Origin of the sequence: Streptomyces ziwulingensis, assembly GCF_039542605.1 — a bacterium.
In the GTDB taxonomy this organism is placed as follows: domain Bacteria; phylum Actinomycetota; class Actinomycetes; order Streptomycetales; family Streptomycetaceae; genus Streptomyces; species Streptomyces ziwulingensis.
In genome coordinates this window covers 1-18,279 of record NZ_BAABIG010000092.1, presented here as the reverse complement: position 1 = coordinate 18,279, position 18,279 = coordinate 1, and the positions used below count along the sequence as shown (strand labels likewise).

General features: G+C 72.2%; 13 protein-coding genes and 1 pseudogene. 11 read left to right on the top strand and 3 right to left on the bottom strand.

The window, feature by feature from the left end:
• Positions 1-750: 750 nt before the first annotated feature.
• Positions 751-2,121 carry a M28 family peptidase gene (locus ABEB00_RS34035; protein ID WP_345624585.1) on the top strand — a complete coding sequence of 457 codons (1,371 nt, stop codon included), beginning with the start codon at positions 751-753 and terminating at the stop codon, positions 2,119-2,121.
• A 271-nt stretch (positions 2,122-2,392) separates the two neighbouring features.
• Here the strand turns inward: ABEB00_RS34035 and ABEB00_RS34030 are convergent, their stop codons facing one another.
• On the bottom strand, positions 2,393-3,409 hold the full coding sequence (locus ABEB00_RS34030; RefSeq protein WP_345624584.1) for a hypothetical protein: 1,017 nt from the start codon (positions 3,407-3,409) through the stop codon (positions 2,393-2,395).
• Positions 3,410-3,686: 277 nt separating this feature from the next.
• Here ABEB00_RS34030 and ABEB00_RS34025 point away from each other — a divergent pair, with 277 nt between their 5' ends.
• The gene (locus ABEB00_RS34025; RefSeq protein WP_345624583.1) at positions 3,687-4,124 is read left to right on the top strand and encodes an ankyrin repeat domain-containing protein; all 438 of its coding nucleotides are present in this window, start codon (positions 3,687-3,689) and stop codon (positions 4,122-4,124) included.
• 251 nt (positions 4,125-4,375) lie between these two features.
• Here ABEB00_RS34025 and ABEB00_RS34020 read toward each other — a convergent pair whose 3' ends face one another.
• The gene (locus ABEB00_RS34020; RefSeq protein ID WP_345624582.1) at positions 4,376-5,383 is read right to left on the bottom strand and encodes an ArsR/SmtB family transcription factor; all 1,008 of its coding nucleotides are present in this window, start codon (positions 5,381-5,383) and stop codon (positions 4,376-4,378) included.
• Between the two features lie 60 nt (positions 5,384-5,443).
• Here ABEB00_RS34020 and ABEB00_RS34015 point away from each other — a divergent pair, with 60 nt between their 5' ends.
• The 5 genes and pseudogenes from ABEB00_RS34015 to ABEB00_RS33990 form a co-directional block, all read left to right on the top strand.
• Positions 5,444-6,622, top strand: a complete 1,179-nt coding sequence (locus ABEB00_RS34015) for an MFS transporter (protein ID WP_345624581.1) — start codon at positions 5,444-5,446, stop codon at positions 6,620-6,622.
• Between the two features lie 249 nt (positions 6,623-6,871).
• Positions 6,872-7,852, top strand: coding sequence for a helix-turn-helix domain-containing protein (locus tag ABEB00_RS34010; protein ID WP_345624580.1), 981 nt, complete (start codon positions 6,872-6,874; stop codon positions 7,850-7,852).
• A gap of 159 nt (positions 7,853-8,011) precedes the next feature.
• Positions 8,012-8,497 carry a rhodanese-like domain-containing protein gene (locus ABEB00_RS34005; protein WP_345624579.1) on the top strand — a complete coding sequence of 162 codons (486 nt, stop codon included), beginning with the start codon at positions 8,012-8,014 and terminating at the stop codon, positions 8,495-8,497.
• 207 nt (positions 8,498-8,704) lie between these two features.
• The gene (locus ABEB00_RS34000) at positions 8,705-9,493 is read left to right on the top strand and encodes a sulfite exporter TauE/SafE family protein (protein ID WP_345624578.1); all 789 of its coding nucleotides are present in this window, start codon (positions 8,705-8,707) and stop codon (positions 9,491-9,493) included.
• Positions 9,494-9,712: 219 nt separating this feature from the next.
• A pseudogene (locus ABEB00_RS33990) lies at positions 9,713-9,908 on the top strand (flavoprotein); the annotation flags it as partial.
• Between the two features lie 54 nt (positions 9,909-9,962).
• On the opposite strand, the gene ABEB00_RS33985 reads toward ABEB00_RS33990, so the two are convergent.
• The gene (locus tag ABEB00_RS33985) at positions 9,963-11,444 is read right to left on the bottom strand and encodes a DHA2 family efflux MFS transporter permease subunit (RefSeq protein ID WP_345624577.1); all 1,482 of its coding nucleotides are present in this window, start codon (positions 11,442-11,444) and stop codon (positions 9,963-9,965) included.
• 170 nt (positions 11,445-11,614) lie between these two features.
• Between ABEB00_RS33985 and ABEB00_RS33980 the strand changes: the two genes are divergently transcribed.
• From ABEB00_RS33980 to ABEB00_RS33965, 4 genes are all read left to right on the top strand, one after another.
• Positions 11,615-12,313 carry a TetR/AcrR family transcriptional regulator gene (locus ABEB00_RS33980; protein ID WP_345624576.1) on the top strand — a complete coding sequence of 233 codons (699 nt, stop codon included), beginning with the start codon at positions 11,615-11,617 and terminating at the stop codon, positions 12,311-12,313.
• Between the two features lie 573 nt (positions 12,314-12,886).
• On the top strand, positions 12,887-15,565 hold the full coding sequence (locus ABEB00_RS33975; RefSeq protein WP_345624575.1) for an AAA family ATPase: 2,679 nt from the start codon (positions 12,887-12,889) through the stop codon (positions 15,563-15,565).
• Between the two features lie 172 nt (positions 15,566-15,737).
• Positions 15,738-16,583, top strand: a complete 846-nt coding sequence (locus ABEB00_RS33970) for an SDR family NAD(P)-dependent oxidoreductase (protein WP_345624574.1) — start codon at positions 15,738-15,740, stop codon at positions 16,581-16,583.
• A 143-nt stretch (positions 16,584-16,726) separates the two neighbouring features.
• The coding region (locus ABEB00_RS33965) for a type I polyketide synthase (protein ID WP_345624573.1) at positions 16,727-18,279 on the top strand (1,553 nt) is incomplete at its 3' end.

Genomic DNA, 18,279 nt, shown 5'->3' with positions numbered 1-18,279 from the left:
CGAGGCGACCAGCCACCCGCTGGGCGGCCACCGCCACGCGCGACCGGGGGCGCCTGCGATCGAGTAGAGACCGCGCTGCCGGACCACGTCGGGTTGTATCTGGCAGCAGGTGCCTTCGGTGTCGTTCGGCCCGTCCGGCGCGACTGCCCACCGGCGGTTCTGGCAGTGGTCGAAGGCCAGGGTGCGGGCCGAGCTTCACCGCTTGGTCCTCGGCAAGCCCGGTGCCCGAGGCGAGCTGGACACGACCACGCCCACCTGCGGCGATGGTTACGCGAGCGCGGCACCACCCACCGCGTCGCCCGCAAGAAAGTCGAGTCCTCGCGACATCTGACCCGCCACCGCTGGACCGTGGAAGGCACCATGGCCCGGCTCGCCGGCGGCAGTCGGGCCGTCGGGATGTAGAAGCTCATCAGCAGCCGGCGGAGGTGGGCGTCAGGGGCGTGGCGGGATGGCAACGGTTGTTCCCCCTGCGGCTCAGGCTTCGAAGCGCCATCAGTGGCCCCCGCCTGCAATCCACCCGCCTGTGCGCGCTACCGCCGCGGATGTCCGCCTGGGCTCCACTGGGCGGCCGGAAGATCGCGTCCGCTATGTGAACTTCCGTGTCCGGAAGTAGCTCTTGACGCTTCCTCCTCCTCACGCTCACCATTCAGCACGCACGAGGCACCAGCAGCTCCGACGCCCCGGGTCGACACGGCATGGGGCGCTCGCACGTTCCGTTCCCCTTCTCGTTCGGAATACCGGAGACCCCACATGAACCTCTCCAGTCGCTCTTCCATACCCGTCGGCCGCAGACGCGCCGCCGCCCCGGTCGCCGTACTCGCCGCCGCCGGACTGCTGGCCACCGCGTTCACCTCCACCGCCGGGGCGGCACCGACCCTCCAGGACACCACCGGCGCCGGCGCCACGGTCGCCGCGGTCGCCGCGCCGGACATCCCCCTGGCCAACGTCAAGACGCACCTGAACCAGCTCGCGTCCATCGCGGCGAGCAACGGCGGCAACCGCGCCCACGGGCGCCCCGGCTACAAGGCCTCCGTCGACTACGTCAGATCCAAGCTGGACGCCGCCGGGTTCACCACCACTCTGCAGCAGTTCACCTCCGGCGGCGCCACCGGCTACAACCTGATCGCCGACTGGCCGGGGGGCGACGCCAACCAGGTCCTGTTCGCCGGGGCGCACCTGGACTCGGTCACCTCCGGCGCCGGCATCAACGACAACGGCTCCGGCTCCGCCGGCATCCTGGAGACCGCGCTCGCCGTCTCCCGCGCTCAGTACAAGCCGACCAGACATCTGCGTTTCGCCTGGTGGGGCGCCGAGGAACTGGGGCTGATCGGCTCGAAGTACTACGTGAACAACCTGCCCTCCACCGAACGGTCGAAGATCAAGGGCTATCTGAACTTCGACATGATCGGCTCACCGAACCCGGGCTACTTCGTCTACGACGACGATCCGACCATCGAGAAGACCTTCAAGGACTACTTCGCCGCCCTCGGCGTCCCGACCGAGATCGAGACGGAAGGCGACGGCCGCTCGGACCACGCACCGTTCAAGAACGCGGGCATCCCCGTCGGCGGCCTGTTCAGCGGCGCCGACTACGTCAAGACGGCCGCGCAGGCGCAGAAGTGGGGCGGTACCGCCGGGCAGGCGTTCGACCGCTGCTACCACTCCTCCTGCGACTCCATCTCGAACGTCAACGACACCGCACTGGACCGCAACAGCGACGCCGCCGCGCACGCGATCTGGACGCTGTCGGAGACTTCGACCCAGCCTCCGAGCGGTGACACCTACGAGAACACAGCCGACGTGGCCATCCCGGACAACGGCGCCGCCGTCACCTCGACGGTCACCGTCTCCGGCCGCACCGGCAACGCCCCGGTCGCCCTCAAGGTCGGCGTGGACATCGTGCACACCTACCGCGGCGACCTGGTGATCGGCCTGGTGGCGCCGGACGGCTCGACGTACCCGCTGAAGAACTCCAGCAGTTCGGACTCCGCCGACAACGTCCAGACCACGTACACCGTCGACGCGTCCGGCGAGGCGGCCAACGGGGCCTGGAAGCTCAAGGTGCAGGACATCGCCGCGCAGGACACCGGATACGTCAACGCCTTCCGGCTGACCTTCTGACCCGCGACCCGGCACGGACCGGCCTCGACCGACATGCCGACCCGCAGGCGCCAGCGCGTCTGTCCGAGGTACGCCGAGGGCTTGGACCGGGACGGCGTCCGCCTGGACCGGGACGAGGACCAGGACGAGGAGCAGGCCGGCCTGTGACTTCTGCGGATGGTTGTTGAGCATGTGCGACGAGCGCAGTCGGGTGGGGCGTCTGACGTCACACCCTGCTGCCGGACAGCGACTCGTGGAAGTGGCGGGGACCGGGCCGCCTTCGTCGGTCGCCTCAGCCGACCGGACCGCCGAGGAACGCGGGGCGCCTGCGGAACACGTGCAGGGCGTACTGAACGGGATCGAACGCGATGAGCTGTACGCGCCAGGTGTCCCAGTCCTCGGTGACGGTTCCGTGGGCGACCGCGGCCATGCGGACGAACGGGTCGTTGCGCTGCCTGCCGCTGTGGTCGGCGAGGCCGCGCAGGCCGGCGTCGGCGGCGGCGTCCCATCGCTCCAGGGCGATGTTCGCGACCGCCTCGGCCTCGCAGCCGTCCTCGAAGAGGACCTCGGCGAAGTGTCGGTCCGCGGGCATCTCGCGGAAGCCGTAGTACTCCCGACGAGCCGCCTCGACCGCTTCCAGCGCCTCTTCGTACCGCCTCAGCGCGATGAGCAGCCAGGACCGGTGGATGTGCGGGGCCCAAGCGCGTTTGCCGCTCTCGTCGGCGACAGCCGCCAGTTCGTCCCGCAAGGCGTTCTCGTCGATCGGCAGCCGGCCCCGGTCACGCTGGTAGAAGGGCACCACGGGCGGCGTGTCCCGGTCGCGCGCCGGGTCGGCATCGGCATCGGCATCGGCATCAGCATCAGCATCAGCAGGGTGTTCGGCCAGATGGTCACGGGCGAAGGCGGCGGGGTCGAACGCGGCCAGTTCCTGCTCCGGATCGAGGACGACCTGCCAGGACATGAGTGGCCCGAGGGCGCCGCGGCCCCAGCAGGCCAGTTCCCGCAGCCTGATGGTCTGCCGGTCCCGTCCGCACAGCTCGACAAGACGCTCGGCGGCCAACTCGGCTTCGGCATACTGCCGTTGTGCGATGCGGGCAGCGCACGTCACCCACGCCGTCTCCCTCCACACTTGCCGCAGCGCGGCGGCCGGCACGGTGCGGCCCGCCGCCTCGCGCCGGGCTGCCCCGGCGGTCTCGACCGCCGCGTCGAGGCGGCCCGCGGCCAACAGCAGCCACGCCTCCCGTACCCGCATCTCTGCGATGCGCTTCCTCACCGCGTCCAGCCGCTCCCACAGCGCCGCGTCTTCCACGTCTGCCGCCCTCCTCTGTCCGGCTCCGGCATCCGGCATCCGGCATCCGGCATCCGGCATCTCCGATCATGCCCGGCGCCGGCCGTCACCGGGGCCGGACGGTGGGATGTGGTGCACTGTTTCTGGAGGCGTACGTCGAGCCGCGGTTCTCCGACCGCTCCATGGTCGGAGAGGGTCCGCGTGCCCCGCATCGGCCCGGGCCCGGCTGCGGGACGCGGCGATCAACGAACGGATATGAATGGCATCGGCGTACTCATGATCGCTAGCCTCACCGGCTATGAAGCAGCGCCGGCAGAAGAAGCTTTCCCGTCACCTCTTCGAAGCAGTGCTGACAGGTGACGCCACGCGCACGGAGGCCCTGTTGCGCGGTGGAGCGAGTCCAGAGAGACGGAACAGTGACGGCACCACCGCGCTGTATCTGGCTTCAGTGCAGGGCGAGGCCGAGATAGCTCGATCACTCATGGCAGCCGGGGCTTCTCCCGACACCGAAAGCAGCGGCCTCGGCTCCTCGGGCACACCGCTCTGCGCAGCCGCCTGCTGGGGGCACACGGAAACGGTCCGGCAGTTGTTGGCACATGGCGCCGATCCCAACCGTCGGGAGGACCACGGCACAGGTAAGTCCCCATTGGACTGGGCGAACAGCGGCCCTCACCCCGACACCGCCGAGGTTCTCCGGGCAGCAGGGGCGCAACCGACAGCTCGCCCCGCTCCGTAGCCGACGCCGACGTTGACGTAGGCGGACCGCATACGCGGGCGCAGATCGGTCGTGCCGGGTGAGGTGAGGGTGACGGCCGACTTCCCCTCGGTGCCGAGCGGGAAGTACCGCGAGACGTCGGAGTGCCACTTGCCGGGTCGCCCGATCGCCGCGGGCCCCGGCTCAAGGGGGTGCGGTGGACCTCCGGACGGTGGCCGGTGGCCGGTGGGCGGGTGGACCAGTGGACCAGGCGGGGGCTCGCTCGCGTACCGTCACTCCGCGTTGACCGCGGCAGGAGGCCCTGGCCGGCCGTGCCGGACCGCCTCGACCAGCAGGTCGCCCGCCTCGCTGCGGTAGTACAGTACCGACCGTCCCGCGCGCCGCCGCAGGACCAGTCCCGCGTCCAGCAGTACCTTCAGGTGCCGTCCCACCGAGCCCAGTGCCAGACCGGTCAGAGACACCAACTGGGTGGTGCTCATCGGTGTGCCCAGAAGGGCGAGGATCCGGGCCCGTCCCGGACCGAGCAGGGCGCGCAGCGCCTGGGGCGCCGGGCGATCCTCCTCCCCGGTCAGCACGCCCGAGCAGGGGTACACCACGGCATACCGGTGGGGCTCGTCCCAGGTCACCCAGCCCCGGCGTGGGGTGACGGGGACGAACAGGAGTTGTGCGCCGGAGATGTCGCGGGGCGGGTTGTCGTGGGCGTTGATCTGAAGACGGCCTCCGCCCAGCCAGCGGGTGCGGGGGCGGAGACCGTCCAGGGCCATGGCCCAGCCGCCGTCGCTCAACTGCCGGGTGCGGGCGACGACATCGGCTTCGAGGACGCGACGGCGCCGCTCCCAGTCCGGCAGCACGGTCCGGGTCCACACCCACTCCAGCAGGGCGGCCGAGCGTTCGGGGAGGTCGTCGCGGCGCAGCGCGTGGGGGAGGGAGCCGCCGCCCAGGGCGGCCGTCAGGTCGGCACGGGCGGTCGCGGGCGGGGTGGTCCGGACGCGTCGCAGTTCCTCGTCGACGCGCGGGGTGCCGTCACCCACCGGGGCCGGGATGAGGAAGTCGGCGATCCAGCTATACCGGAACCCGGCCCGCACCACGGCCGCCGCGACCGCGTCCCGGGCCAACTGTTCGCGGTAGGCGGTCAGATGGGCCGTCAACCACTTCTGCTGCACCGGGTGGGAGGCCACGGCCTCCTCCAGGTCGATCAGGGCGGCCACGGTCTCGGTCAGGGGGGAGATCACGAACCGGCTGCGCGCCAGGGTGTCCGTATCGAGCAGCCACAATCCCATCGTTTCGCCTCCGTGCGAAACATTATCGCCCCCGCTGCGGCCCCTCGGACACTTCCCGTCATGCGCACCTACCGAGACCTGTTCCGCACCCCGGAGTTCACACCGCTCTTCGCCACCAGCGCGCTGTCGGTGGCCGCCTCCACGGTGAGCGGGCTGGCCCTGGGCACTCTGGTCCATTCCGCCACCGGGTCCCCGCTGCTCTCCGCCCTCGCCATGTTCGGGCCGTCCCTCGCCCAGGTCGTCGGCGCGGCCACCCTGCTGTCGGCCGCCGACCGGCTCCGCCCGCGCGCCGCCATGACCGGCCTCGTCCTGGTCTTCGCGGTGGCCGCCGCCGTCCAGGCCGTCCCCGGGCTGCCGGTGTGGGCGGTCTTCGCGGTCCTGGCCGCCGAGGGCCTGATCGCCTCCGTGGGCGGCGGGATCCGCTTCGGCCTGCTCAACGAGATCCTCGCCAAGGACGGTTACCTGCTGGGCCGTTCGGTGCTCAACATGGCCGTCGGTGCCCTGCAGATCTGCGGCTACGCCCTCGGCGGCGTCCTTGTCGCCCTGCTGTCGCCGCGTGGCGCGCTGCTGGTCGGGGCGCTGCTGTACGTGACCGGCGCGGCCGTCGCCCGCCTCGGCCTCACCGACCGTCCGCCCCGTGCCACCGGCCGGCCGTCGGCCGCCGCCACCTGGCGCGTCAACGCCCGTCTGTGGTCGTCCGCGCCCCGCCGCCACGTCCTCCTGGCACTGTGGGTGCCGAACGGACTCATCGTGGGCTGCGAGTCCCTGTACGTCTCCTACGCCCCCGAGTACGCGGGGCTGCTCTTCGCCTGCGCCGCCCTCGGCATGCTCGTCGGCGACACGCTCGCCGGCCGTTTCCTCCCGCCGCGGTGGCGGGAACGACTCGGCGCCCCGCTGCGGCTGCTACTGGCCGTCCCCTACCTGTCGTTCTTCCTGGAACCGGGCCTCCGCGTCGCGACGGCCGCCGTCACCCTGGCCTCCGTCGGCTTCGCGGCGAGCCTCCTGCTCCAGGAACGCCTGATGCGGCTGACGCCCGACGAGCTGAGCGGCCAGGCCCTCGGGCTGCACTCCGCCGGCATGCTCACCCTGCAGGGCGTCGGCGCCCTCCTCGCCGGCAGCATCGCCGAACTCACCACACCCGCGACGGCGATGACGGTCATGGCAGCCGCTTCCGTCGCCGTCACACTGGCGCTCGCTCCAGGGCTGAGGGGGCGTCCGCCGGTCCTTGCGGCCACGTGAGACACGGGACCGGTGGGAGCCGCTGTCCCAGGAGACCGGCAGATGAGTGCTTCAGTCCCCGTTCGACGGCAAGGGCGCTGGGGAGTTGAGGTGGGGTCACGCCGCGGGGCTGTACCGGCTGACCGGACCGGATGCGGCTGGGCCGCGGCCCTCCCTGCCCCGGTCGCCCCATCTCACCGCCCCAGCGCCCCACCGCCCCACCGCCCTCTCCCGCCATGGCTGATTCTTGGTGATTGTTAAGATCCAGCCATGCCCGAGACGCATGTGACGGCTGTGCTGGCCTTCGACGGAATGGCGCCCTTCGAGCTGGGCGTGGTGGTGGAGGTCTTCGGCCTGTCCCGGCCCGAGCTGGGCGACCTGCCCTGGTATGAGCTGCGGGTATGCGCCGAGGAACCCGGCCGGGATCTGCGGGCGGTCGGCGGGTTCACGCTGCGCGCCGAGCACGGGCTCGATGCGCTGGACACGGCCGACACGGTGATCGTGCCAGGGGTCGCCAAGGCCGGGGCGGAGGTCTCGCCCGCCCTGGTGGAAGCGCTGCTGCGGGCCCACGCCCGGGGCGCGCGCCTGGTGTCGATCTGCTCGGGGGCGTTCGCGCTGGCCGCGACCGGCCTGCTGGAGGGCCGGCGCGCCACCACCCACTGGCGCTACGCCCGCGCGCTTGCCGAACGGCATCCCGGGATCGAGGTCGACCCCGACGTGCTGTACGTCGACGACGGCGACGTCCTCACCAGCGCGGGCAGCGCGGCCGGTATCGACCTGTGCCTCTACCTGGTCCGGGCCGATCACGGTGCGGCCGTCGCCAACGCGGTGGCGCGCCGCTTCGTCGTTCCGCCGCACCGCGAGGGCGGGCAGGCCCAGTTCATCGAGGCGGCGGTGGGAGCGATCGGCTCCGAGGACGACGGCGTCACGCGGAGTATGAACTGGGCGCTGCGTCGTCTGCGCACACCGCTGTCCGTGGCCGCCCTGGCCCGGGCCGCGTGCATGTCGGAACGCTCGTACCTGAGGCACTTCACCCGCCGCAACGGCGTGAGCCCCATGCGCTGGGTCATCGCCCAGCGGGTGGCTGCCAGCCTGCCACTGCTCGAGTCCGGTGAGGGCACCGTGGACGAGGTCGCCGCCGCGGTCGGCTTCGACAGCACCGCCACGTACCGGCACCACTTCACCCGCCGGATGCGTACGACGCCGACGGCCTACCGCAAGACGTTCAACCGCGTCCCCGCGCACTCATGAGGGTCACTCCGACGACTGGCGGAATCTTGGCAATCTGAGGCGGTGACGCCACTCGTGGGGGCTGGTCCGGGATCAGAGGATGGAGCCGTCGCCGAGCGGGGAAACCCGGCACGGTCCACCGGCGCCCCCACCCGACCAGCGAGAACAAGAGGTACTCCCATGCCTGCCACGGATTCCGCCAAGATCACCGGCGCCGTCCTGCGCGTGCCCGCCGCCGCCCCGGCCGAGGCCGTCGCCCACTACGCCGCCCGTCTCACCTTCGAGGCGGATGTCTCCGACGTCCACGCCGATCTGGCCTCCGGCGCACCCGGCGTCGTGGTGGTCGACACCCGCGGCGCCGCCGCCTGGGACCAGGGCCACATCCCCGGCGCCCTCCACATCCCCACCGCGCGGATCGCCGAACTGGCACCCCGGCTGATCGACCCGGCCCGGACCGTGGTCACCTACTGCTGGGGCCCCGGCTGCAACGGCGCGACCCGCGCGGCGCTGGCCTTCGCCCGCCTCGGCCACCAGGTGAAGGAAATGCTCGGCGGCTTCGAGTACTGGGCACGCGAGGGCTTCGCCTACGCTTCCGCCACCGGTGCCGAGCAGCGCCCCGTCGACGACCTGACCGCCCCGCGCTCGGGCATCTCCTGCGCATGCTGAGGGACACCGCACGGCCGGGCGGCGTGATCCGCCGGCCACGTCACCGGCGACGTCGAGATCACCAGCACCTGTCCGGTCGTCCCGGCAGTAGCCGCATCCGGGTGCGGCGGGAGCCGTCGACGGGTCTGTGAACAACTCGTTGCACCCCGGCGTCCGCGCCCGGTCGCCGGCCGATACTGGCGCGGGCGATCCAAGGGAGGGGGCCGCGTGGACGCGTGGACGGCACTGGCGGGCGTGGGGGCCGGGTTGTCGATCGCCACGATGACCGCACCCGTGGGCGTCTCCGGGGCGGTGTTCCTCCTGCCCGTGCAGCTCAGTGTCTTCCACGTCCCCAGCCCCGCCGTGACACCCACCAATCTGCTGTTCAACGTGGTCGCCGGTCCCGGTGCCCTGTGGCGCTACCGGACCAGTGGCCAGTTGCACGGCCCCCTCAGCCGGCATCTGGTACTGGGTACCCTGCCCGGGGTGGTCCTGGGCGCCGTGGTCCGCGTCTTCGCGTTCCCCGGGACGGGTGTCTTCCGGCTGCTGATCGCCGCTTTCCTGCTGCCCATGGGGGTGTGGCTGTGTGCGCGCACCTTCTTCCCCGTGCGCACTCGCGCCGCGCGGCCGGCCGTGCCGTCACCGAAGTCCATCACCGTTCTCGCGGCCGTCGTCGGGGTGATCGGCGGGATCTACGGTATCGGCGGGGGTTCCCTCATCGGGCCCCTCCTCGTCGGCCGCGGCCTGCCGATCGCGCGCGTGGCACCTGCGGCGCTCGCCGCGACGTTCGCTACTTCGGTCGTCGGCGCCCTCGCCTACACCCTGCTCGCGGCGGTGAGCTCCGGTGACGTGGCACCGGACTGGGAGCTGGGGCTGGCCTGCGGTGCAGGCGCGATGATCGGCGGCTACCTCGGCGCCCGCCTCCAGCCCCGACTGCCGGAGACGGTTCTACGGCTTCTGCTCGGCGCGTCGGCCACCGGCGTCGGCAGCCTCTATGCCGCCCAGGCGCTGTCCTGATCCGCCGGTCGCGCGACACCGATGCCTCCCGAGGGCAGAACTGCGGGTGCTTGCGTGGCGGCGGATGACCGCCCGGCCGGTCGGCAGGCCGCAGCCGGCGGGGCCAGCGGTCGGCCCATCGCGGCGAGCACCGACGACTCGACCCGGCGGTGCACGCGGGTACCGTGCCGCTCGAAGGTGAGCAGCCCCGCCTCAGCCCCGCCTCCTTGAGCTTCTTCAGGCGAAGCCGACCGGCCGCCGGCGCGCGGCACCCCCGGCCCGGCAGCCGAAGCCGCCGCAGACGAGGGGGCACGCGGACGCGGTCACCGGCTTCCGCACCGAGGCGTTCGAACGGGACGCCGACGGCCGCCTGATCCTGGTGGGCGACGACGGCCGCCGCCTGTTCCCGGTCGACGGGGTGACCGAGCTACGCGGGGTCGGGCTCGGTGGCTGCTCGCCGGCCGTGCACGAGCGGCTCACGCGCCACCCGTCAACTGGACGCGCCGGTGTCGGCCGGAGTGACCGGCGGGTCGGCCGTGACGAGGAACGCGACCACGACCGCACCGGCCACCAGCACAGCGGCGGCCCAGCCGCAGGCGACGGTCATGCCGTGCACCGTGGCCCAGTTGTCCGAGGCATGCGCGTGCGCGGCCAGATAGGCAGCCGAGGCGCTCGCGGCGACACTGTTGAGCAGCGCCGTGCCGATGGAGCCGCCGATCTGCTGCGAGGTGTTCACGAAGGCCGAGGCGATGCCCGTGTCCGCGGGATCCGACACGGTGGTCGCCGTGCTCATGATGGGGGCGACGAGAAGGCCGACGCCGATACCGAACAGCAGCAGCGCGGGCAGGACCGACGCCGTGTAGCCGCTGTCCGGGGTGAGGCGGGTGAGCAGGAACAGCCCCGACGCCTCGACCAGCAGCCCGGACACCAGCAGCACCCGGGGACGGACGTGCGGCATGATCCGCCCGGTCACCCGGGTGGAGATCACGGCCGCGACCACCACGTACGGCAGGAAGGACAGCCCGGCCCTGAGCGACGAGTAGCCCATGACGTCCTGGAACTGGAACGTCATGAACAGGAACATGCCCAGCATCGCGAACGTGGAGATCACGATCGTCAGGAAGGCGCCCGCCCGGTTGCGGTCGGCGAGGACCCGGGGCGGCAGCAGCGGGTGGGCCACCCGGGACTGCACCACCCCGAAGACGGCGAGCAGGACCAGCCCCGCCGCCAGCGAGCCGATGATCACTGGTGAGCCCCAGCCGCGGGCGCCGGCCTCGCCGAAGGCGTAGATGCAGCCGACGATCCCCGCGCACCCAAGGATCGCGCCGACGATGTCCAGCGGCACCCGTGCGGGCCTCGGCGGGTCGGGGAAGAGCCGCGCACCCGCGAGCACGACCACCAGCGCGATGGGCACGTTGACGTAGAAGGTCCACCGCCAGGTGAGGGAGTCGGTGAGGGCGCCACCGAGGACCAGGCCGACCGCGCCGCCGGACATCAGCGCGGCGCCGTACAGCCCCAGGGCCTTGGCCCGCTCCCGGCCCTCCGGGAAGACGCTGGTCAGCAGCGCCAGCGTGGAGGGCGTGAGCAGCGCGGCGAACACGCCCTGCAGAGCGCGGGCGGCGATGAGCACGGCCGCGTTCGACGCCGCGCCGCCCAGGACGGAGACGGCGGCGAAGCCCGCCGCACCCAGGAGCACGGCACGCCGGCGGCCCACCATGTCGCCCAGGCGGCCGCCGAGCATCAACAGGCCGCCGAAGGCCAGGGTGTACGCGGTGACGACCCACCCCTTGGACGTGTCGCTGAGGTGCACGTCGGCCTGGGCGGCCGGCAGCGCGATCGAGACGATCGTCATGTCCAGCGCCACCATGAGCTGGGCGCCGCTGAGCACCGCCAGCGTCCACCATCGCCGTCTGCTCCCCGGGGGCCGTGCCGATGTCTTCGCAGGTGCGCTGTTCGCGGCCGTCTCCGCCATGGGACCCCCGCCTCCTGAACCATCTGGACGAAATCTGTCCGCTTCACCGCTTACGATACAGTGAGTGGACGAAAACCGTCCTGGTTTCCGGTCGACGGGACGAGTGGGCAGGACAGACGGCGCGACGGTCCGGTGGCGAGCCGGCCCTGAGAGAGAGGCGGCGCTCCGCGATGGCAGCAACGGGGGAGACTGCGACGGGCACCCTCGGCGGCACGGAGTCCGGTGCCCTGCGCGCCGACGCCCGGCGCAACCGGGAACGCATCGTGACGGCGGCCCGCGAGGTCTTCATGACCCAGGGAGTCGACGCGCCGATGGACGAGGTCGCCCGCCGGGCCCGGGTCGGCAAGGGGACGCTCTACCGCAGATTCCCCGACCGGGACGTGCTGCTGGAGGCGGTCGCCCTCGACATCTATGAGCGGCTCACGGCCATGGCGCGGCAGGCCGTCGAAGAGGGCACGAGCGCCTGGGGCACGCTCGACCGCTTCCTGCGGGAATGGGCGGCGTTCCGCTTCGGGCTGGCCAACTCCCCGCTCTGCCACCCGATGCGGGACGCGCTGCGCGTCAACCGGCGGCTGCGCGACGCCCGTGACGTCTGGCTCGGCCTGTTCGAACGTATGGTCACCGATGCCCAGGAGGCCGGCGTGCTGCGGCGCGACGTCGGATGCGGCGACATCGTGCTGTTCATGGACCGGATCGTGCAGGAGACGGGGGCGCCCGCCGATGTGGCCGACACCGTACCGGCCCGGCTGCTGGAACTTGTGCTGGACGCCCTGCGCGTGCAGCCCGGCTCCGTCCTCCCCGGGCGGGCCATCACCGGTGCCGACCTGAACCGACCGGTGTCCGTCCCGGGGGCCCACGCGTCGAGGTGACCGGGGGCGGGGGCGGGAAGCCCGCCGGCCCCTGGCGGGGACAGGGGTGCACCGGACGGGTCACACAGGTCGACGCCACTCACACGCGCGTTCGGCTGAAGGGGGGCAACTCCTGTCGAGCGGAGTCTCAAGGGGATTTTTCAGGACAGACGGATCGCTGCGGCGAGGCCGTCGTTCCCGCGGACCACCGACATGAACTGCGGCTTCGCCAAGCGGGGGCGAGTCGCACCGATTGGCCTCAGGAGCACTGTGAACCGCCCGGCGCGCACCCCTACTCTGGTGGCCTGGTCATGCGGCAGGAGCCGACCAGGGTATGGCACCGATACTTCCTGTCGCCGACCGCTCCGACGGAGGAGTGAGGGGGGTGGCAGCCGCGGTGTTCGCCGCGGCACATGACCGAATTCCGACTTCATGTCGCTCTTGCACAGCCGCTGGTGCGCGCGATCCGGCCGCCGACAGCGCGGTCGCGGGGTCCGTGCACACCTTGGGGGACGGGGACCGGTCTGCCCTTCGCACGGCAACCGGTGCGGCTTCGGTGATATCTGCTACGGGGGAAAGAGCATGACACGTTATGTGCCAGGTACCGCTGCGCGCACGGCGCTGCACGGGTACCTGAACGAAGTCCACACGGACAGCGGCCGCCTGGTCCTCTTGACCGGTCCCTTGCTGTCGGGCAAGACCGCACTGGTCGAGGAGTTCACGCGCGACTCCCGGGAGCGGGGCCTGCCCGTGCTGACCGCGAGCTGCTCCAGGTTCAGCCGCCATGACCTCCTCGGCGTGCCCTGGCAGTTGCTGCGTGGCCGGCGCTTGCCGCCCGAGTCCGTCACGCCCGCCCAGGCCATCGAGACCGCCCTCCTCGGCATCCACGAGCTGGCAGCGGCCGGCCGCCTGATCGTCTGCGTGGACGACATCCGTCACGCCGATCCCGCCTCGGTACGCTTCCTGGAAGCCCTCACGGCCGGTGTCGGCCGCCATCCCGTCCTGGTCGTCGTCACCGACCGGACCGACGCGACGCACAGCTCCATCCGGTTCCGGGGCCGCCTCGACCAACTGCGGCACGTGCGGAACCTGGCCCTCACCCCGCTGTCGGAGTCCGAGGTCGCCGACCTCGCACGCACCGAGTTCGCCCTGCACGACACCGCCGGCCGTTTCGCCGAGCGGGTGCGCCGGCTCTCGGGCGGGAACGCCTTCCTCGCCAGGGCCCTGCTCCAGGACCACGCCGTGTGCTGCGGCTGCCACGGCGAGCGGGAGGAGAACCGGCCGCCGCTCATCGGCCCCGCCTACCGGCAAGCCGTCCTCGACTGCCTGCACCGCGTCGAGCCGGACACCAGGGAGATGGCGGAAGCCCTGGCCGTGGCGGACGGTTTCAGCGCCTCCCAGGTCGTCGCCGAACTCGCCCGCATGGACCTGCGCGCGGTCGAGGAGTCGGCCGCGGAACTCGCGACCTGCGGCCTGGTGGAGGACGGGGGATTCCGTCACCCCGCGGTGCGCGAGGTGATCCTCGGTGACATGCCCCGCAATCGGCGCTCCGAGCTGAGCGCACGGGCGGCAATGGTCCTCAGGGCCGCGGGAGCGCCCACGGAGGACGTGGCGCGGTGGCTGAGCGGCATGGACGACGTCGACCACGCCGGCACCCGGGCCCCCCGCACCCCGCCTCGGGCGCGCTGGAAGGCGGCCGGCGGGCGGACGAAGACCGCGGTGGCGGCGGCCGGCACCCTCGGCACCCGCCCCGGGGCCGAGGAGGAGAACGAGCGCGTGCCCGGACAGCGCCGCCCCCCGGCCGGCCGGTCCACCGGCCGCGGGACCCGTCCCTCCCCGGTGACCGGGCCGGACGACAGGGAAGGCGACGGTGGGGGAACGGCTGCGCCGGCCGGCCGACGGCATTGCCCGGAGCCGGGCCGGCACTCCACCCCCGCCTCCGCCCCGGCCTCCGGCGCCGGGCCGGCCGCCGAACTCGAGGACCACCGCACGCTGTGGCTCGCCGAGGACGAACTCGCCCTGCTGGACCGGCGCATCGCTGCCGTCAGCCGCCCCGAGAGCCCCGAGCCGCTGGCCCTCGGCGCCCGCCGGCTGCTGCTCGGCTGCGCCTTTCCCTCCCTGCTGCGGGACGTACGCAGCAGGGAGCGGCCGGCCCGGCGCGTCCTGGAGGAACGCCTCACCCGCGCCCCTCATTACACGGCGGCCTGGGCCCTGGCGGGCGTGCTCGCCGAGGACGGCTGCGGGAGCCAGGAAGCGGTACGCATGGCCAAGCGCGCCCTGTACGGCTGCGACCCGACCCGGGAGAACCTGCCCGCGATAATGGCGGCGCTGGCGACGGTGGTCCGCCACGACGACCCGGAGCAGGCCTCGTTCTGGTGTGAGCGCTTCGCCGGAGGGCCCGCCTGGCCCGCGGCGCACCTGCGGGTGGTGCGTGCCGAGATCGGTCTGCGCGGCGGCGACCCGGCGACCGCCGCCGCGCAGGCGGAGAAGGCACTGGACCTGCTGCCGGCCCGGCTGTGGGGCATCCGGCTGGCGGAGCCGCTCGCCTGCTCGGTCCTGGCCCACGTAGCGGCCGGCAACCCCGCCGCCGTGGCCGTGCTGCTCCCCCACAAGGTGCCCGACTACCTCTTCGACACGCGCTACGGCCTCGACTACCTCTACGCCCGTGGCCTGTACCGGCTCGCCGTCGGCGAGTCCCTGGCGGCCCTGGCCGACTTCCTGAGGTGCGGCGGCCTGATGGCCGACTGGGGCATCGACCGGCACCGCCACATCCCCTGGCGGCTGGCGGTGGCCGCGGCGTACGTCACCATGAACGAGTACGGGAAGGCCGTCGAGCGTATCGACGAGACGTTCGGCCTGGGCGACGTGGACGCACTCGCGGGCGCCGGCGCGGGCCCGGGCCAGGACAGTGCCGGCGCCGGTGCCGCCTGCGACCGCGCCCGGTTCAGGGAATCCGTCTTCGAGGCGCTGCGGGAAACGGCCGCCACTCCAGATCTCTTCCGCACACTTGAGGGATTCCGCAAAGGCCGTCTGAAGACGGGACAGAATCCGGAGATGCGCCGGTACAAAATCTACGACCGGCACTCCGCGTATCTGGAGAAGCTCAGTCCGTCGGAGCAGCGGGTCGCTGTCCTGGCGGCGAAGGGAGACACCAACCAGCAGATCGCCCACAACCTTTCCGTCACCGTCAGCACGGTGGAGCAGCATCTGACCCGTATCTACCGCAAACTGCAGCTCGCCGGCCGCGGCGATCTGCGGGCAAAGCTGGGATGAACGAACCGGCGGGAGAGGGGAAAGGGTGGGAGAAGTGGAAGGCAAGGAAGGCAAGGAAGGTACGGAAGGCTTGGAAATGGTGGAGCGCTCGGAGCGCTCGGAGCGCTCGGAGAGTTCGGAGGGCTCGGAGGGCTCGGAGAGTTCGGGAAGCGCGGAAGGAATGGCGGACGGATTGGCGGACGGAGCCGGGCACGTAGCGGTGCCGCAAGGAAACGGCTCTCCGGCCGGCGGCCGCGTGGTGCTGGTCACCGGCGGGGCGAGCGGGATCGGCGCCGCGGTGGCCGGCCGTCTCGCGGCGCGCGGCGACCGTGTCCTCGTCGCGGACATCGACGCCCGGCGCGGCGAAGCGGTCGCCGCGCGGACCGGTGCCCTGTTCCTGCGGACCAACGTGGCCGAACTGGAGGACAACGAGGCGGCGGTGGAGGCGGCGGTGGCCGCGTTCGGCCGCCTCGACGTCGTACACCTCAACGCGGGCATCACGGGCGGCACGTCCCTCGGCCCCGACTTCGACCTCGACGGCTACCGGAAGATCGTCGGCATCAACCTGGACTCCGTGGTCTTCGGCATCCAGGCCGCCCTGCCGCACGTACGCCGCAGCGGGGGGCGCATCGTCGTCACCGCCAGCGCCGCGGCGCTGCGCCCCTCGATCGAGGTCGTGTACTCCGCGACGAAGAGCGCGGTGGTCGCCCTCGTCCGCTCCCTCGCCCCCGTGCTGCAACGCGACGGAGTGACGCTCAACGCCCTGTGTCCCGGCCTCGTCGACACCCCGCTGATCGCCGCACGCCGGTCCTCCATCAGCGCGGCGGGACTCCCGGTGGCGAGCGCCGAGCAGGTGGCCGACGCGTTCGAGACGGTGCTCGCGGACGAGCGGACCGGACAGGCGTGGCTCGTCATGGCGGACAGACCGGTGATACCTTTCCCCTTCCCCGAACTCCCGGTCCCCGGCGCCGAGAAGTTGATCGCGAAAACGATTCACGGCGCCGACATGGGCGCACCTTCTGACATGGAAACCCCGTAAGGGCGCTTCGATCATAGGGGTTGTTTAGGGGGCTGGCGGGACCGGCCCCTGGTTAGCCTGATTCGCGTATGTGCATGACGCAGAGTGATTCGCTGGAATCCGCTTCTTGCTGACGGGGTCGGGCTTTGGATAACACGGCTGTTGTGGGACACGGTGATTCCTCGCGGTCCGAGGAAGCGGTGGCGGTTGTCGGGATCTCCTGCCGATTCCCGCACGCTTCCTCGGCCCGGCAGTTCTGGGAACTGTTGCGCGGTGGCCACCAGTCCATCACCGAGGTCCCCGAGAGCCGGTGGGCCGTCGAGAAATACTATGATCGGGACGCCTCGGCCCCCGGCCGTATGAACACCAGGTTCGGCTCGTTCCTGGACGGGGTCGATCTCTTCGATGCCGACTTCTTCCGCCTCTCGCCCCGCGAGGCCACCTTCATGGACCCCCAGCAGCGGCTCATGCTGGAGCTCGGGTGGGAGGTGTTGGAGGACGCCGGCGTCGTGGCGGAGACGGTGGCGGGAAGCCGGCTCGGCGTCTTCGTGGGCGCGATCTGGGACGACTACGCGCGACTGGTGCGGGGCGCCGCGGCCGGGGGCGGGCACGGTGCCGGTCCCGGGCACGGTGCCGGAGGGAGCGGCGGACCGGGCAGCGGCGCCCAGCACGCCATGACCGGCATCCACCGCACCATCATCGCCAACCGCCTGTCGTACTTCCTCCGCGCGCAGGGCCCCAGCCTGACGGTCGACACCGGACAGTCGTCCTCCCTCGTCGCCGTCCACCTGGCCTGCGAGAGCCTGCGCACAGGAGAGTCCGACCAGGCCATCGCCGGCGGCGTCAACCTCGCTCTCCTGGCTGAGAGTTCCGTCATCTCCGCCAAGTGGGGCGGTCTGTCGCCCCGTGGCCGCTGCTTCACCTTCGACGCCCGCGCCGACGGCTACGTCCGCGGCGAAGGCGGTGGAGCCGTCCTCCTCAAGCCGCTCTCGCGCGCCCTGGCCGACGGTGACCGCATCTACTGCGTGATCCGTGGCAGTGCCGTCAACAACGGCGCTGCGGACAGTCTGACCACCCCCAGCCCGCAGGCCCAGGAGGCCGTGCTGCGCGCGGCGTACGAGGCGGCCGGCGTGGAGCCCTCAGCCGTCCAGTACGTGGAGTTGCACGGCACCGGCACCAAGGTGGGCGACCCCGTCGAAGCCGCCGCCCTCGGGGCGGCGCTGGGGGCGGCGCAGGGCCGGCGCGGCGCGCTGCGGGTGGGGTCCGTGAAGACCAACGTGGGGCACCTGGAAGGCGCGGCGGGTATCACCGGCCTGATCAAGAGCGCGCTCAGCCTGACCCATCGCGAGCTGCCCGCCAGTCTCAACTACGAAACCCCGAACCCGCACATCCCGCTCGACGAGCTGAACCTGACCGTGCAGGCCGAGCCCGGCACCTGGCCGCAGGAGGACAGGCCCCTGGTCGCAGGCGTCAGTTCGTTCGGCATGGGCGGCACCAACTGCCACGTCGTCCTGACGGAGGCACCCGGGAAGCCCGCGGGAGTCGCGGAGCCCGGCGAGCACGACGGCCGCGTGACGCCCAACGTCCTGCCATGGGTGGTGTCGGGACGTTCGGCCCCCGCGCTGCGGGAGCAGGCGGAACGGCTGCACGCCTTCACGGCCGGGAGTGACGCGAGTGCCGTCGACGTCGGCTGGTCGCTGGCGTCGTCGCGGTCGGT

Excerpts from the sequence above, each read along its gene's own strand:
- ABEB00_RS34035 (WP_345624585.1), top strand. The coding sequence starts at position 751 with ATGAACCTCTCCAGTCGCTCTTCCATACCCGTCGGCCGCAGACGCGCC.
- ABEB00_RS34025 (WP_345624583.1), top strand. The coding sequence starts at position 3,687 with ATGAAGCAGCGCCGGCAGAAGAAGCTTTCCCGTCACCTCTTCGAAGCA.
- ABEB00_RS34020 (WP_345624582.1), bottom strand. The coding sequence starts at position 5,383 with ATGGGATTGTGGCTGCTCGATACGGACACCCTGGCGCGCAGCCGGTTC.
- ABEB00_RS34015 (WP_345624581.1), top strand. The coding sequence starts at position 5,444 with ATGCGCACCTACCGAGACCTGTTCCGCACCCCGGAGTTCACACCGCTC.
- ABEB00_RS34010 (WP_345624580.1), top strand. The coding sequence starts at position 6,872 with ATGCCCGAGACGCATGTGACGGCTGTGCTGGCCTTCGACGGAATGGCG.
- ABEB00_RS34005 (WP_345624579.1), top strand. The coding sequence starts at position 8,012 with ATGCCTGCCACGGATTCCGCCAAGATCACCGGCGCCGTCCTGCGCGTG.
- ABEB00_RS33985 (WP_345624577.1), bottom strand. The coding sequence starts at position 11,444 with ATGGCGGAGACGGCCGCGAACAGCGCACCTGCGAAGACATCGGCACGG.
- ABEB00_RS33980 (WP_345624576.1), top strand. The coding sequence starts at position 11,615 with ATGGCAGCAACGGGGGAGACTGCGACGGGCACCCTCGGCGGCACGGAG.